The following is a 15813-nucleotide window of genomic DNA, read 5'->3' on the forward strand; positions in this document are numbered from 1 at the left end:
GATCAGGCCATGGGCGGTGGCGCCTTCGCTGAACAGGCTGCGTTCGATGTCGGCAACACTGGCGATGACTTCATGGCGGGCACGCTCGTAGTCGGCCAGTTCAGTGATGAACGCGAGGATTTGCGGTGCGTCACTGGGGGTCGCCGGGCGGATTTCGATCGTCATGGACGTGCCTTGTCAAAAGTGGAAAACGCCATACTAAGTCGGCGCGGTACTTGTGGCGAGGGGGCTTGCCTGTGGCGAGGGAGCAAGCTCCCTCGCCACAAAAGCTGATCCGCCACAAAGTGTCTGGAAGCTTTACTCCGGCCAACACTAACCCTGGCATCGATAACCTCGGACCTAACATTCGGGCACTGCGTGATTAGATAGCCGCGCTGCTCATTTATCCGGCCAAGGAACCGCGCCATGTCTACCGCAACACCTCCTGTCTCAAGCAAGTTGTTCGGCCTGTTTTGCCTCGCCAGTTACCTGTTGTCGCTGTCCTACGGTTCGACGTTTTTGCTGTCGTTGCTGATCGGTTCTCGCGGTGGCAACGAGCACGACGCCGGCAGTGTGATTTCAGCGGCGATGCTCAGCACTTTTGCGGCGGTGATTGTTTCCGGTCATTTGTCCGATTCGCTCGGTGCCGCCCGATCGGTGGCGCTGTTCGGTGTTTTGCTGGTAGCGGCCAGCCTGGGCTTCGCCCTGACCCCGGGCTTTGGCCATCTGCTGTTGTTTTTCGGCCTGCTGCTGGGACTGGGCTGGGGCGTGTTCTACACCCTCGGTCCGATCATCGTGGCAAGCCTGGTGACACCTGCACAGCGCGCCAAATACTTCGCCCTGCTGTCGGGCAGCATGATGACCGGGATTGGTAGTGGCCCGTTGCTCGGCCGCGCGGCGAGCGCCCTCGGTTATCCGGTGACTGCGGCGTTTTATCTGGCGGCACTGGCCAGCCTGATCGGTGTACTGCTGTTCTGGCGACTGGACCGGCAATTGAAACAGGCCCATATGCCATCGACCAGCGTGTCGCGGATTTCCTGGCGCGCAGCAGGTCAGGTGCTGTCGTCCAGAGCCGTTTTCCCGATCATCATGGTCGGTCTGGGAGGCTGCGTGTTCGGCGGTCTGTCGAGTTTTCAAACCAGTTATGCGGTGGCGCGTTCGCTCGACTATTCGCTGTTCTTCCTCGGCTTCATGAGCGCGGCGATCAGCGGCCGCATGCTGGTTGCCGGTTTCGTGGTCAAGCGCGATCCATTGCGTGCATCGTGCCTGCTTTCGGGGCTGATGCTGGCATCGATCGTGATGTTCGGTTTTGTCGTCGACAGCAGCTTCAGCTACGTGCTCGCGGCAGTGATGCTCGGGATCGGTTACGGCCTGACCTACTCGGTGATCAACGGCCTGGCCGCCAATGAAGCGCCGAACGGCACCACCGCGCAATCCTTGTTGCTGTTCAGCCTGTCGTACTTCATCGGCGTATTCGGCTTTCCTTTGCTGGCCGGAAAAATCATCGTCGAACAAGGCATGACCACGTTGTTGCTCACGGTGCTGGCGGTGGCTGCGCTCAACTGGCTGATCACCCTGGGCCGTTTGATCTGGCGTAGAGCCACAGCGGTCAGGACATTGGAACAGGCCTGAGCCGTTCGTCGCTAACAATGCACCCATCCGGATCGAGAGCGGACTAATCAGGTAAGGACTCTACCCGTTGGAGACAACACCATGATCCTGTCCAGGTTGATCGCCCTCACCCTCGCCGCCCTGCTGTCTTCTGCCGCGTTCGCCGGGACCATCGGCTCGAGCACCGGCCCGACCAACCCGGTGGAAAAGCCCAGGGCACCGGCGATCCAGAGTGCTCCAGGCATGAACACCGATGGCACGACGATCGACAAAAACCTGCCGCCCTACACCGGCACCGACCCGCGGGCTCAAGGCAAAGATGCGGGACGTCAGGGTGGTATGAGTTTGCCAGGCAGCAAAACACCCAACAGTGGTGGACTTGGCTCGACCACCAGCGGTGACTCGGGTGATGAGGGCGCCGACAGCCAATAGTTGCTGTTTGGGGACAGCAACTCAGGCGGAGAATATCAGGGCCTCTTCGCGGGCAAGCCCGCTCCCACAGGGATTAGGGCACTGACAATATTTGTGCACGACACAAATCACTGTGGGAGCGAGCTTGCTCGCGATGAGGCCGGCACATCCAACATAAATGCTGGCTGACACTCCGCCATCGCGAGCAAGCTCGCTCCCACAGGTGTAATGGGTGTCAGCGCTGTTTCAGGCGGTCAATCACGACGGCCAGAAGCAGAATCGAACCCCGAATCACATACTGATAAAACGTATCGATGTTCTTCAGGTTCATCGCATTCTCGATAATCGCCAGAATCAGTACCCCGGCAATMACGTGCCGGATCATGCCGATCCCGCCACTCAACGAAACCCCGCCCAACACGCAGGCCGAGATCACCGTCAGCTCGAAACCCTGGCCGATCATCGGTTGGCCGGAGGTCATGCGCGACGCCAGGATTACCCCGGCCAAGGCACCGATCACGCCGTGCACGGCAAAGATGATGATCTTGGTCCGGTCGACATTCACACCGGCCAGCAGCGCCGCTTCCTGGTTGCCGCCGATGGCCATGGTGTTGCGCCCGTAGGTGGTGTAGTTCAGCAGCCAGCCGAAGAACAGGAAACAGACGATGGTGATCAGGATCGGTACCGGCACGCCGAACAACTGGCCGTTACCGAAGACGAAGAACGACTCCTGGGACACCCCCACCGCTTTGCCATTGGCGAAGATGTAGGCCAGGCCGCGCACGATCTGCATGGTCGCCAGCGTGGTGATCAACGCGTTGACCCGCAGCTTGGCAATCACGATGCCGTTGATCAGCCCGACGATCAGCCCCATCACCAGCGCCGCACAGACTCCGAGAAACACGCTGTCGGTGTCGCGCATCACCACCGCCGCGACCACCCCGGCGCAGGCAATCACCGAGCCCACTGACAAGTCGAAATGCCCGGACGCCAGGCAATACAACATGGTGCACGCCGCGATCCCGGTGGTGGAAATCGCCAGGCCCAGGCCACGCATGTTCAGCGGTGAAAGGAAGTTGTCGATCAGCAAAGTGCAGGCGACAAAGATGCCGACGGCCGCCAGCAGCATCACCCAGTCATCGAGGAAGCGCCGCAGGTCCAGCGGTTTGCGGGTGGTTGGCAGGGTGTTGTCTTGGGTTGTCATCATAGTCACCTCTCAGTTCGCCACGCCGTCGGCGCGTTGGCGCGGCAAAGCCAGTTGCAGCAGGTTGGATTCGTTGGCCTGTTCGCGGCTCAGCTCGCCACGCAGGGCGCCTTCGCACAGCACCAGGATGCGGTCGGAAATGCCCATGACTTCCATCAAGTCGCTGGACACCACAATCACCGCGATCCCCTCGGCCGCCAGGTTATGGATGATCTGGTAGATCTCGGCCTTGGCACCGATGTCGATGCCGCGGGTGGGTTCGTCAAGCAGCAACACTTTCATCGGCATCGATAGCCAGCGGCCGAGAATGGCCTTCTGCTGATTACCGCCGGAAAGAAACTTGATCTGCTGCCCGGCATGGGGCGTTTTCACCTTGAGCGCCTTGATCTGCTGGTCGGCGTTGTCCTTCTCCCACAGGCCGCGCAACAAGCAGCCGAAGGTGGCATGGGCGCCGCGTGCGCTGATGTTGATGTTCTCGGCGACGCTGGCCAGCGGCAGGATGCCTTCCTTCTTGCGGTCCTCGGGGCACAACAGGATCCCGGCGGCAATCGCGTCCCGGGGTGAACGCAGCTTCAGCTCATGGCCACGAAGCTTCAGGTGTCCGGCGCTGTTGCGCGCCAGGCCGCTGAGCAGGCGCAACAGCTCGGTGCGACCGGCACCGACCAGCCCGAACAGCCCGAGGATTTCGCCCTTGTGCACCTCGAAACTCACCGGCTCACGCAACCCCGGCCCAAGCAAACCGTCGACCTTGAACGCCACCGCGCCACGCTGACGGGGGCGGTAATCGTAGATGTCCTGAATGTCACGACCGACCATGCAGGTGACCAGTTGATCGTGGGTCAACTGGCCCATGTCCTCGAACGTGCGCACGTATCGCCCGTCCTTGAACACCGTCACAGCATCACAAATGCGAAACACCTCTTCCATGCGATGGGACACGTAGAGCACCACTTTGCCCTCGTCCCGCAGCCGGCCGATGATCGCCATCAAGCGCTCGATCTCCCGCGCCGAAAGGCTGCTGGTGGGTTCGTCGAAGGCAATCACGTGGGCGCCACGGGACAACGCCTTGGCGATTTCCACCAATTGCCGCTGGCCGAGGGACAGGCGCCCGACTTTCTCTTGCGGGTCGATTTCATCGGCCAGGCCCTTGAGACAGGCCAGTGCCTGCTGGCGCAGGGCACCGCGGTTGATCAGGCCGAAACTGGCCGGCAGATGCCCCAGAAACAGGTTCTCCGCCACGGTCATTTCCGGCACCAGATGCAGCTCCTGGTGGATCACCGCGACGCCACTGCCGATGCTGTCGGCGGTGGACTTGAAGTCCATCGCCCGTTCGCCGATCTGCAAGGCACCGCTGCTGGGCGTATAGGCCCCGCCGAGGATTTTCAGCAGCGTCGACTTGCCGGCACCGTTCTCGCCCATCAAGGCATGAACCTGCCCCGGATGGGCGACGAAGCTGATGTTGTCCAGCGCCTACACCCCGGGAAAGGTCTTGCCGATCCCGTTGAAGCGCAAGCTGCCGCTGTGTTGTTGTGTATTTGTTTGCGCGTGCATAACCCACCTCTTCAAACCGGTCAGGCAGCCCCGTCGCCGAGGCCGCCGCTGAAATCAAACGGCCGTCAGTTCCACAGGCCGATCTTTTCCAGTTCCTGCTTGAAGTTGTCGCGGGTGATCAGCGTCACGTCGTCCATGGCGGTGAATTTCGCCGGTTCAGTGCCGGTGGTAACCCACTCGTACATCATGCTCGCGGTGTTGTAGCCCTCGATGTGCGGGCTTGGCAGCATCGAGCCGTAGAAGCCGCTGTCGGGTTTCTTCAGCTCGCCGATGGCGTCGGTACCGTTGATACCGATGCCGATCACGTTGGCCGCAGCGAAACCCGCACTCTCGGTGGCGCGTACGCCGCCGAGCACGGTGTTGTCGTTCATGCCGCCGATGATCAGGTTCTTCGCCGCACCCGGCAGTTTCACCAGGGCGGAGTTGGTGGCGTCCATGCTACCCGGCACGTCGAGGGTCTTGAGGGCCGCGAACAGGATGTGGTCTTTCGGCATACCGGCGTCTTCGAGTGCCTTGACCGAGCCGTCGGTGCGCTTCTTGCCGGTGTCGAGTTCGTTGTAGGTGTTGATCACCGCATAGGTGTCTTTCCAGTCCCAGCCGCGCTTCTTCGCCTCGGTGGCCATGGCGTTGCCCTGCTTCTGGCCGACTTCGAACGCGGCCATGCCGAGGTACGGCACATCCTCCATGAACTTGCCGCTGGCATCGACGAAACGGTCATCAACGGCAATCACTTTCAGCCCGTTGAGTTTGGCCTTGGCCATGATCGCAGGTCCCAGGGACACGTCAGGCGGGCAGATCACAAAGCCTTTGGCGCCGTTGGCCGCGAGGCTGTCGATGGCGGAAAGGGTTTTCTCACCGTCCGGCACGGCGATCTTGATCAGGGTGAAGCCCTTCTCTTTCCCGGCCTTTTCGGCAAAGGCCCATTCAGTCTGGAACCAGGGTTCTTCCGCTTGCTTGACCAGGAAACCGATCTTCACTTGCTCGGCCGCCAGCAGCGTGCTGCTCAGGCTGACCGCCGAGACCGCCAACGCGGCACAGCACAGGGAACGGATAGCATGACGACGATTCATAAGCTGACTCCTTGTTATTGTTCTTGAGCGTTCTTTGAAAGCGTTATTTGTAAACCAATGGGCGGTAAAACCGCACTACCAATAGTCATATCGTATGATGATTGGATTTCAGGCGTAGCAAGTCGCCTGAAAGCCCGATGACTCAGTCGTGGTACATCACCGAACGCCCGCCATCAATGGTGATGCACGAAGCATTGATGAACGGCGCTTCATCGCTGGCCAGGAACACGGCGGTCATTGCCACTTCGATCGGCTGACCGATGCGACGCGGCGGGTGCAGGTCAAACGCGCGCTGGCGTTCGGCGTGGGGGTCGGCGAAACCGTTCCAGTAATCGATGTTGATCTGGGTTTCGATGTAACCCGGCGCAATGGCATTGACGCGGATGCCCTTGGCCGCATATTCGATGCCCAGTGCGCGGGTCAGGCCGAGCAGGCCATGCTTGGCCACCGGGTACGGAAAGCAGCCCGGAATGATGTGGGAGGAATGGGTGGAGGCAATGTTGATGATGCTGCCGATGCCCTGCTCGATCATCTGCGGCAGCACCGCCTTGCAACCGTACCAGGCGCCATCGAGGTCGATGGCAAAGCAGCGACGCCAGTCTTCCTCGGTCATTTCCAGCGGGTCACGGAATACGTTGACCCCGGCGCAGTTGACCAGCACGTCAATCCGGCCGTGTCGTTCGACTGCCAACCTGGCCATCGCATGCAGGTCCTGTTGATGAGAAACGTCAGCCTTGATCGCCACCACATCGGCGCCTTTGTCCCGCCAGTGCGCCGCAACTTTCTCGACTTTCTCGGCCTGAATGTCGCTGATGATCAACCTGGCCTGCTGGGATGCGAAGGTCGCCACAATCGCTTCGCCAATGCCCTGGGCGGCACCGGTCAGCAATACGACCTTGTTTTTCAGGCGTTCGCCCTTGGGCGGTTCGGGTACTGGTGGCAATGACAGTGGTTCAGCCATGGATCAAGACTCCTGTTCGAGAACACGACGAAAACCGGTCATCTGTCGATGTCCGGTCAAAAGGCGTTGAGTAGGAAACAGTAGAACGCGAAAACGTTTCAGCTCGGAAACGCTCTGAGACACTGGCTCCGCAAGGGAGCACGGGGAAACTTCGCTGCATCACTTCACCTGTTTTGTTTTTTTAAGTGTGAGTGCATGTAACTGGTGAGGCCGACTATAAACCTGGCCCGCGAAAAATCTCAATATATATATTTACATCCCATATTTTGGGATTTACCCAGCAAAACGCGTGCAATGCTTTCCAGGCACATCCACTGGAATCGACAACACCGCCCCATCCAACGGATGGCCCAGCGGACTGGCTGCGCTGGTGATGTACAGGGTTTTCAGGTCTGCACCGCCGAACACGCAGCTGGTGGGACGGCTGATCGGCAGTTCGATGATCCGATCGACTTTGCCGTCGGGGCTCAACCTGAGCAGGCAGCTACCGTCCCAACGGGCATTCCAGATAAAGCCTTCGGCATCCATCGCCGAACCGTCCGGGCCGCCACGATCGTGCGAACCAAACCAGACCTGCGGCGCATCGAGGGCGCCGTCGGTACGGATGAAATGTCGATACAAGGTGCCGTCGAGGCTGTCGCCGAAATACACGCTGGTGGCGTCATCGCTCCACAACAGCGTATTGGGAATACCCAGGTTACGCAGCAGCGGCACGACCCGCCCGGCGCGATCTATACAGAACAATCCGCCCGAACGGCGAACGATGGGCATATCTTCACCGTGTTCTCCGATGTTGTTTTGCATGGTTCCGAGCCAGAGTCGGCCTTGAGCGTCGCAACGGGCTTCGTTGGGGCGGTTGCCCGGTTGCGGATCGGCTACGCAGAACAACGTCAGGCGCGGTCCCAGGCCGGGTGAGTCGAGATCAAGGCGATACACACCGCTACTCAATGTCACCAGCGCATCGCCGCTTTCACAGGGGATGAAGGCTGACACATGCTCCGGCATCTGCCAGATCTGCACATTGGCGCCGATCAACCGCAGTGCCTGTTTGCCCGCGATATCCACCCAATACAGCGCCTGGGTCGGCGCATCCCAAAACGGGCCTTCGCCCAGTTTCGCCCGATGCCCGGTAACCGCCGTCAACGTCATGAAACCTCCTGCTTTGTTCTTGTTTTTATGTGGGGACTTTCGTTGTCAGCTGGCCTTTTTATCGGCCATGACTTGCGGGTAGTAACGCTTGATCGCCAGGTCCGCGTTATCGATCAGGGTCATGCAGGCCCAGACACCCCGGGCGGTATCTCGGGCCGCGATTGCCTCAGCCARGTCCCGGTGAATCGGCAAGGTGCGACGCAGTTCATCCGGGTCGGCGGCGGACACTTCAAAGGCCACCGCAAGCAACGCGCCGAGGGCGGGAACCATTTGTTCGATGAATTGATTGTGGCTGGCAGCGAGGATGCACTCGTGGAAGAGCTGGTCGRCACGGTTGTAATCGATGCCGCTGTCCACCGCCCGTTCCAGCGCGTTGCAGGCCAGCAGGATCGCGTTCACCTGTTCGCCGGTTGCGCGCTCGCAGGCCCAGCGCACGGCCATCGGTTCGATGGTACGGCGCAGGTCGAGCAGATCGTCGACAAAGTTTTCCGGCAAGCCGCTGCGCGACAACCAGCCGACGACTTGTGGATCGAAGAGGTTCCAGCGCCGCACCGGCAACACCCGCGTGCCGACTTTCGGGCCGACTTCGAGCATGCCTTTGGCAACCAGGGTTTTGATCGCTTCGCGGATGACCGTGCGGCTCACGCCGAGTTGTTCGCCGAGGTCGGCTTCGACCTTGAGTGACTCACCGGGCTTGACCTGCCCCGTGGCGAGCCAGCATCCCAGCCAGTCAACGGTCGAAGCATGAAAGCTGCTGGACATGGACACCTCAAAGCCGTACGTGATGGGAGCTCACGCTAATCATCATACGATTGGATGTCAATTTGAATTTACTGAATCCACAGAACCACTGTGGGAGCGAGCTTGCTCGCGATGACGGAGTAACAGGCAACATGGATGTTGAATGTTATGCCCTCATCGCGAGCAAGCTCGCTCCCACAGTGTTGTTATGTGTCAGGGTTCGAGACCGATGGGGAAGAACTCGCCGCCACTCCATACACCGAGCCAGCGCTGGCCGTCGATCTCGCGGCTCACCGCCAGTTCCACCAATTGATAGAACACGTTGCGATGGATCAAGGCTTCAAGATTGCTGCGCACATGCACGTAAGGGGCTGGCTCTTGCGTTACCGGGTCGATGACCACGCGCATCGGATGCCCGGCACCGGCCTCGGTGGTTTCATCGACGTTGGTGGTAAAGCGCAACACCTGCGCCTCGCCCTCGCCTTCCACGTCCACCGCAATCGCCACGAACGGTGCATCGTCGACCTTGATGCCGACCTTTTCCACCGGCGTGATCAGGAAATAATCATCGCCGTCGCGGCGAATGATGGTGGAGAACAGCTTGACCATCGGCTTGCGCCCGATCGGCGTGCCCAGGTAATACCAGATGCCGTCCCGGGCGATGCGCATGTCGATGTCGCCGCAGAAATCGGGGTTCCACAGGTGCACCGGCGGCAAGCCTTTGGTCTTGGGGATTTGCCCCAGCAGGTCGTTGGCTTTTTGCGGGCCACTCATGGCGTTCTCCTTGAAATTACTGGTCGCTGAGCCCCAGCAGGCTGCGCGCGTATTGTTCCAGCGGCGGGCCCATCAGGTCTTCGGGTTTTTTATCKTGGAACGTCAGTAAACCGCCACGACTCTTGATGGTTGCAGTATCAATCAAATACTGGGTGCTGGTCTCGATCAACATGATCTGAATCATACCGCTGTCGATGCCGAGACGATCCAGGGCTTCCTGATCCAGCCACTCGTCCGAGTTGCCGATACGGTCGTCAGACCGGGCAAACCGGGTGTAGAGCAAATAGTGCGCGCCGGCGGCACGGGCTTCGCCCATGGCCTGGTCGAGGCCTTCGGGCGTACGGGCACGGCGGACCATCGGGAAGTATTCGACGAAGCCATCGAACGCGACTTCGGCAATCACGTTGGGCCGTGGGTAAACGTCGCTGCTTGGGGGCATGAAAGCGCCTTGGGCGATATAGACGAACGAGTCCGGTTGAATGCGCAGATTGTTTACGCGACGGCTGTCGCTGTGATCGAGTAACCCCGCATCGCTCATATGGTAACGAGTCCCTTCGGCCATATCGCTGACGTTCATGCAGCCACCAAGTGCCAAAACGGCCAGCAGCAAAACCAGGCTACGCATCCTATCCTCCAGAGGCCGGTGTCGGAAAACCGGCGAATGGCCGTAGGATGCAGCTTTTGCGCCAGCTCAAGTTGATCGTCGCCTGATCAATCGCAATCGCGGGCAAGCCACGCTCCCACAGGGTTTACGCAAAACCTTGTGGGAGCGTGGCTTGCCCGCGATGAGGCCGGTTCAACCGCCRATAATCTTCATGACAGTCGCACCACCAGAGAACGCCACTTCCTGCTTGTCGCCCAAGGCTTTCACCAGGAGTCGCTGCAAGGCCGGCAGTGCTTGATGGCGCGGCTTGTCCAGCAGGTCGCCGATGTAATGGCGATTGCTCGACGACAGGCAGCCATGCAGCCACCCGGTGGAGGATAAACGCAAGCGTGAACAGGTCCGGCAGAAAGGCACGCTCTCGTTGGCGATCACGCCGAAATAGCCTTGCCCCGGAATTTCATAGCGAACGGCCGTCGCATCGACCGGGGCATCGGCCTGCAGGTATTCATAGCGCTCGCCGATCAGGCTCAGCAACTGCTTGAGGCTGACGAACTGTTGCAGAAAAGCATTGGAATCGCTGGCCAGATGGCCCATGCGCATCAGCTCGATGAAGCGCAGTTCATAACCACGCTCCAGACAGTAGTCGAGCAGCGGCATCACTTGATCGAGGTTCTGCCCGCGCAGCGGCACCATGTTGACCTTGATCTTCATGCCGGCCGCACTGGCCTCGTTCATGCCGTTGAGCACGGTAGCCAGGTCGCCGCCCCGGGCAATGGCACGGAACGCGCTGGCGTCGAGGGTATCGAGGGAAACGTTGAGGCGCCGAATGCCGGCGTTCACCAGCAGCGGCAGTTTCTTCGCCAGCAACTGGCCATTGGTGGTCAGGCTGATGTCTTCCAGGCCCATCTTCCCGACCGCCGTCATGAACGCCTCGAGTTTCGGGCTGACCAGCGGCTCGCCGCCGGTAATGCGCAGACGCTCGATCCCCGCAGCTTCAATCAGATAAGCCACACCGCGCGCCATGGCTTCGGCCGACAACTCATCCTGCGCAGCCACCAGCCGCTTGCCATTGGGCACACAGTAGGTACAAGCGTAATTGCAGGCTGAGGTCAGACTGATTCGCAAGTTGCGAAAACGCCTGCCTTGACGGTCAACGATCATGGTCACTCCGGCGGAAGAATATCGGGCCGCTAAAACTTGACTTAGAAATCAAGTTTTAGCAAGTCCTCTACCTGAGTATATTCCTGCGGCACTGCGCCAAGTAGCGAAATCATGGCGCAATAAGGCAACTGAATGGCTCAGCTGCCGGAAGTGTCGGTGTCGCGCTTGCGCTTGTTACCCATGCGCACGCCGATGTCCATCAGGAACTGGAAGAAACCTTCCTGATCTTCCAGCACATTGCTCCAGAACGGCGAGTGATACAGCGCGACGGCACCGTGCACCAGCGCCCAGGACGCGCAGTAATGGAAGTAAGGCGGCACGTCTTCCAGCTTGCCTTCGCTGATCCGGCCTTTGATCAGCAGGGTCAGGCGTTCGAAATTCGAGGCACGGATCTTGTGCAGTTCCTCGATCATCTCCGGCACCTGGTTGCCCTTGACTACTTTCTCTTCGAGGCGGTCGAACAGGCGATAGCGTTGTGGATCGCGCATGCGGAATTCGAAGTACGCCCGGGACAGGGCTTCCTTGTCCTTGTCGACATCGGCCGAATGCAGCAGTGTGTTCAAATCGCGCTCGTAGTCGAGCATCAGGCGCAGATAGATTTCCGCCTTGGACTTGAAGTGCTTGTAGATCGTGCCTTTGCCRATACCGACGGCATCAGCAATCATCTCGACGGTGACACTGTCTTCACCTTGTTCGAGGAACAGCTTGAGCGCGGTATCGAGAATTTCCTGCTCGCGGCGACGAAATTCACGGACCTTACGAGGTTCTTTATGCATAAGAAAAGGTCTGTCGGGGTCAAAATTCGAAGCCGCGTATTATGCCTAACTTACGCAAAAATGCACGGATCATCCGACCATATCTGCGCTTTCTGGTCATTCCGCGTACGTTTGCGGGTTGATGAGAACTCTTCCGAAGCGCACGTATTCCAAATTTGTTTAAAAACCCGGGCCACCAAACTGGACTAGGCGCAATCCTGATCAATACTTGAACTGTCGGCGGGGCATCTCCCCCAAGTGTCACGCCGATATTGGTACCAACGGACCGCGTGCCATTGTTTTACTCCTAATGGTCTTAACCCGGATTCACCCCCCAGAACCCGGGTTTTTTTTGCCTGCGATTTAACCTTGTGGGAGCGAGCCTGCTCGCGAAAGCGGCTTCAAACCCTAAACTGATTTCACATGCGCCAACGGAAACAACCGCTTGAAGTTCTCAGTGGTCTGCTCGGCAAACCGCTCGTAGGGCTCACCACGCAACATTGCCAGAAATTCCGCGACTTCACGCACGTACTGCGGCAGGTTTGGCTTGCCGCGATAGGGTATCGGCGCCAGGTACGGCGAGTCGGTTTCCACCAGCAATCGGTCGGCCGGCACCTTGCTGGCCACATCGCGCAATGCGTCAGCATTGCGGAAAGTGACAATCCCGGACAGGGAAATGTAGTAGCCCATGTCCAGCGCAGCCTTCGCCATCTCCCAGTCTTCGGTAAAGCAATGCAATACGCCCGCCTGGGGCAGCGCCGCTTCACGCAACAAGTCCAGGGTATCGGTACGGGCCCCACGGGTATGGATGATCACCGGTTTGCCGGTCTGCCGCGCGGCCTGCAGGTGCAGGCGGAACGATTCCTGCTGCAACTCTGCAGCTTCCGGCTCGTAGTGATAGTCCAGGCCGGTTTCGCCAATGGCGACCACCCGCGGGTGATTGAGCTCCTGCAACAGCCAGTCCAGCGCCGGCGCGGCATCCGGCTGCACATCCAGAGGGTGCACGCCCACCGAGCAGTCGACGTCGTCATAACGTTCGGCCAGGGCCTTGACGTCGGCCGCGTTGTCCGCGCTGACACCGATACACAGAAAGTGCCCTACCCCGCGCTGTCGGGCCGCATCAAGGGCGGCATCCAGGGAGCCGTCGTGGGCGGCCAGGTCGAGGCGATCAAGGTGACAATGGGAATCTACGAGCATAAAGGGCTGCAACTTGTATCGAATGGGTGGGACGGGCGGATGTTCTGATATTCGGAGTCTAGGCGCGGACAGTCATCTTTGGCCAGGCAACGACGCCCATTGCACCAGCAATGCCTCCAGCAGCAAGGCCGGATTGAGGTTGGCCTTGCTCAAGACTTTCTGCCTTTGGGCGAGGATCCAGTCCTGGATATCGAGGACTTTGCCCTGGGCGCTTTTCTGCGCCAGGTACTGCACGACCTTGCGCATGTCGGTCAGGCCCAGGCCGGCTTCGTCCTGGGTCAACTGATAGCGCAGGATCAGGCTCGACCAATCGCAGAACCAATCGAACAGGCGCAACATCGGAATGTTTTTCCACTCTTCGGCCAGTTGCGTCGGCGACTGCTGTTGCTTGAGGAGTTTTTTTACCCCTTCCACCACTTGCATGCGTTGCTCACGCACGCCCTGGGCCTGGAGATTGACTGCCGCCAGCGGCGAACCGGCGGCCAGGGTCAGCAGTTCGACGCGCTCTTCTTCGGAGCACTCCGGCAACGCCTGGGCCAGCCACTTCAAGCTCATGGCCTCGCCCGGCAGCGGACAGGCCTGCTGCACGCAGCGACTCTTGATGGTTGGCAACAAACGGCTCGGCTGATGGCTGACCAGCAACAAAACAGTATCGCCGGACGGTTCTTCAAGGCTTTTGAGCAAGGCGTTGGCGGCATTGATGTTCATCGACTCGGCCGGCTCGATCAACACCACCTTGCGCCCGCCCAACTGCGCAGTCTGCACCACGAAACCGACCAGATCGCGAACCTGATCGACCTTGATCGCCTTGTCGGCCTCTTCCGGTTCCAGGATGTAGTTATCCGGGTGGCTGCCAGCCTTGAGCAGCAGACAGGATTTGCATTCACCGCAGGCTTGCAGCGCGTTCGGGCGCTGGCACAGCAAGCTGGCCATCAGGCGCTCGGCCAGTGCCCGCTTGCCGATCCCGACGGGGCCATGCAGCAGGTAAGCATGCGCATGCTGGGCGCGACCGGCCAGGTGCTGCCAGAGGGTTTCCTGCCACGGATAGGCCTCAGCCACGGCTCAACTCCAGCAGGCGCGGCAGCAAGGCATCCAGTGATTGCTGAACCTGTGCCAGCGACTGGGCAGCATCGACCAGCACATAACGCGCCGGATCTGCCTCGGCCCGCTTGAGGAAGGCTTTGCGTACGGCATCGAAAAAGGCCTGGCCTTCGCGTTCGAAGCGATCCAGACGACCGCGAGCACTGGCGCGGGCCAGACCCACCTCGACAGGCAGATCGAAAATCAGCGTCAGGTGCGGACGCAGATCGCCCTGGACGAAGGTTTCAAGGGTCGCGATGCGCTCCAGCGACAAGCCTCGGCCGCCGCCCTGGTAGGCGTATGTCGAATCGGTGAAACGATCACACAAGACCACGGCACCGCGGGCCAGCGCCGGGCGAATCACTTCGGCCAGGTGCTGGGCACGCGCCGCGAACACCAACAGCAACTCGGTATCCGGGTTCATGACTTCGTCGACCGGGGCCAGCAGCACTTCACGGATGCGCTCGGCCAGCGGCGTGCCACCCGGCTCGCGGGTCAGCACCACCTCGATGCCGGCGGCGCGCAGGCGCTCGGCCAGGTATTCACGGTTGGTGCTCTTGCCGGCGCCTTCCGGGCCTTCCAGCGTAATAAACAAGCCAGTCACAGGCAGTCCTTAGTCAGAGTCATTGCGGGCTTTTCGGTGCGTTGGCATCGAGTTCCGGCACTTCAGGGGCTGGCGCAGGATCTTGCGCCGGCACCTGCGGCAACGCCTCGGGAGCCGTGTTCGGTGAAGCGGCCGGGATCGGAGTCAACTCTTGCGAAGACCTGGCCTCCTGCGTACCGGTTTGCTCAGCCTCGGTGGGCGGCGTCTCGGGCGTGGAGGCAGGCGCCGGGCTGGAGCGGTAATCGGCGCGACGCTTGAGCTGGAACTCCTTCACAGCATTGTTGTGAGCGTCCAGGTCGTCGGAGAACACGTGAGTGCCATCACCACGCGCCACGAAGTATAGGCTGTTGCCCTCCACCGGATTGAGTGCCGCATGGATGGCTTCGCGACCGACCATCGAAATAGGCGTAGGCGGCAGGCCCGCATTCATGTAGGTGTTATAGGGCGTCGCTTCCTTGAGATGAGCCCGGGTCAGCTTGCCGCTGTAGCGGTCGCCAAGGCCGTAGATCACCGTCGGATCGGTCTGCAGCARCATGCCCATCGCCATGCGTCGTACGAACACGCCGGCAATTTGCCCGCGCTCCTGCGGTACCCCGGTTTCCTTCTCCACCAGCGAGGCCATGATCAGCGCCTGGTAGGGTTCGGTGTACGGCACGTCGGAAGAGCGCTGTTCCCACTCCTTGGAGAGCACTTCGTCGAGGCGCTCGTAAGCGGTTTTCAGCAGTTCGATATCGGTCATGCCGCGCACGTAGCGATAAGTGTCAGGGAAGAAGCGCCCTTCCGGGAAAATCCCGCTATGACCGAGCTTGTCCATGACCTGGCTGTCGCTCAAACCGTCGAGGCTATGGTCGAGCTTCTCTTCTTTGGCCAGCGCTGCGCGGACCTGACGGAAATTCCAGCCTTCGACCAGGGTCAGGCTGTACTGAACCATTTCCCCGCGTTTCCACAGGTCGATCAGGCC

15 protein-coding genes and 2 pseudogenes are annotated in these 15813 nt (G+C 60.2%); 2 read left to right on the forward strand and 15 right to left on the reverse strand.

The window, feature by feature from the left end; all coding sequences use genetic code 11:
- Window positions 1–165: pseudogene (locus ACXRVY_RS06085) on the reverse strand (GNAT family N-acetyltransferase); the annotation flags it as partial.
- Between the two features lie 240 nt (window positions 166–405).
- On the opposite strand from ACXRVY_RS06085, the gene ACXRVY_RS06090 reads away from it, so the two are divergent.
- Together ACXRVY_RS06090 and ACXRVY_RS06095 are read left to right on the forward strand one after the other, a co-directional pair.
- On the forward strand, window positions 406–1611 hold the full coding sequence (locus ACXRVY_RS06090) for an MFS transporter (protein ID WP_223459562.1): 1206 nt from the start codon (window positions 406–408) through the stop codon (window positions 1609–1611).
- 81 nt (window positions 1612–1692) lie between these two features.
- Window positions 1693–2022 carry a hypothetical protein gene (locus ACXRVY_RS06095; RefSeq protein ID WP_223459564.1) on the forward strand — a complete coding sequence of 110 codons (330 nt, stop codon included), beginning with the start codon at window positions 1693–1695 and terminating at the stop codon, window positions 2020–2022.
- A gap of 214 nt (window positions 2023–2236) precedes the next feature.
- Here the strand turns inward: ACXRVY_RS06095 and araH are convergent, their stop codons facing one another.
- The 14 genes and pseudogenes from araH to mltG all read right to left on the reverse strand — a co-directional run.
- Complete coding sequence (gene araH, locus ACXRVY_RS06100; RefSeq protein WP_223459566.1) at window positions 2237–3205, reverse strand: L-arabinose ABC transporter permease AraH; 969 nt, start codon at window positions 3203–3205, stop codon at window positions 2237–2239.
- A 12-nt stretch (window positions 3206–3217) separates the two neighbouring features.
- A pseudogene (gene araG / locus ACXRVY_RS06105) lies at window positions 3218–4756 on the reverse strand (L-arabinose ABC transporter ATP-binding protein AraG).
- A 65-nt stretch (window positions 4757–4821) separates the two neighbouring features.
- Window positions 4822–5826: a substrate-binding domain-containing protein gene (locus ACXRVY_RS06110; RefSeq protein WP_223459570.1), complete on the reverse strand. Its 1005-nt coding sequence runs from the start codon at window positions 5824–5826 to the stop codon at window positions 4822–4824.
- A 142-nt stretch (window positions 5827–5968) separates the two neighbouring features.
- Window positions 5969–6787, reverse strand: coding sequence for an SDR family oxidoreductase (locus ACXRVY_RS06115; protein ID WP_223459572.1), 819 nt, complete (start codon window positions 6785–6787; stop codon window positions 5969–5971).
- 273 nt (window positions 6788–7060) lie between these two features.
- Complete coding sequence (locus ACXRVY_RS06120; RefSeq protein ID WP_223459574.1) at window positions 7061–7936, reverse strand: SMP-30/gluconolactonase/LRE family protein; 876 nt, start codon at window positions 7934–7936, stop codon at window positions 7061–7063.
- Between the two features lie 45 nt (window positions 7937–7981).
- Window positions 7982–8698 (reverse strand): FadR/GntR family transcriptional regulator, encoded by a 717-nt coding sequence (locus ACXRVY_RS06125; RefSeq protein WP_458237116.1) that lies wholly within the window; start codon window positions 8696–8698, stop codon window positions 7982–7984.
- A 192-nt stretch (window positions 8699–8890) separates the two neighbouring features.
- On the reverse strand, window positions 8891–9451 hold the full coding sequence (locus tag ACXRVY_RS06130; protein WP_223459576.1) for a DUF1285 domain-containing protein: 561 nt from the start codon (window positions 9449–9451) through the stop codon (window positions 8891–8893).
- A gap of 16 nt (window positions 9452–9467) precedes the next feature.
- Complete coding sequence (locus ACXRVY_RS06135) at window positions 9468–10076, reverse strand: DUF4823 domain-containing protein (protein ID WP_458237117.1); 609 nt, start codon at window positions 10074–10076, stop codon at window positions 9468–9470.
- 171 nt (window positions 10077–10247) lie between these two features.
- Complete coding sequence (locus ACXRVY_RS06140) at window positions 10248–11216, reverse strand: GTP 3',8-cyclase MoaA (RefSeq protein WP_223459581.1); 969 nt, start codon at window positions 11214–11216, stop codon at window positions 10248–10250.
- Between the two features lie 137 nt (window positions 11217–11353).
- Window positions 11354–11992, reverse strand: coding sequence for a TetR/AcrR family transcriptional regulator (locus ACXRVY_RS06145; RefSeq protein WP_223459582.1), 639 nt, complete (start codon window positions 11990–11992; stop codon window positions 11354–11356).
- 387 nt (window positions 11993–12379) lie between these two features.
- Window positions 12380–13168: a TatD family hydrolase gene (locus ACXRVY_RS06150; protein WP_223459584.1), complete on the reverse strand. Its 789-nt coding sequence runs from the start codon at window positions 13166–13168 to the stop codon at window positions 12380–12382.
- A gap of 72 nt (window positions 13169–13240) precedes the next feature.
- A complete protein-coding gene (locus ACXRVY_RS06155; RefSeq protein WP_223459586.1) occupies window positions 13241–14227 on the reverse strand; it encodes a DNA polymerase III subunit delta' in 987 nt (328 codons plus the stop codon).
- Window positions 14220–14852 (reverse strand): dTMP kinase, encoded by a 633-nt coding sequence (gene tmk / locus ACXRVY_RS06160; RefSeq protein ID WP_223459588.1) that lies wholly within the window; start codon window positions 14850–14852, stop codon window positions 14220–14222. The genes ACXRVY_RS06155 and tmk overlap by 8 nt, the downstream gene beginning before the upstream one ends.
- Window positions 14853–14871: 19 nt before the next feature.
- Window positions 14872–15813, reverse strand: a 942-nt coding sequence (gene mltG, locus ACXRVY_RS06165; protein ID WP_458237118.1) for an endolytic transglycosylase MltG, incomplete at its 5' end; no start/stop codon positions are given.

This window comes from Pseudomonas sp. P5_A2_2 (assembly GCF_054177685.1).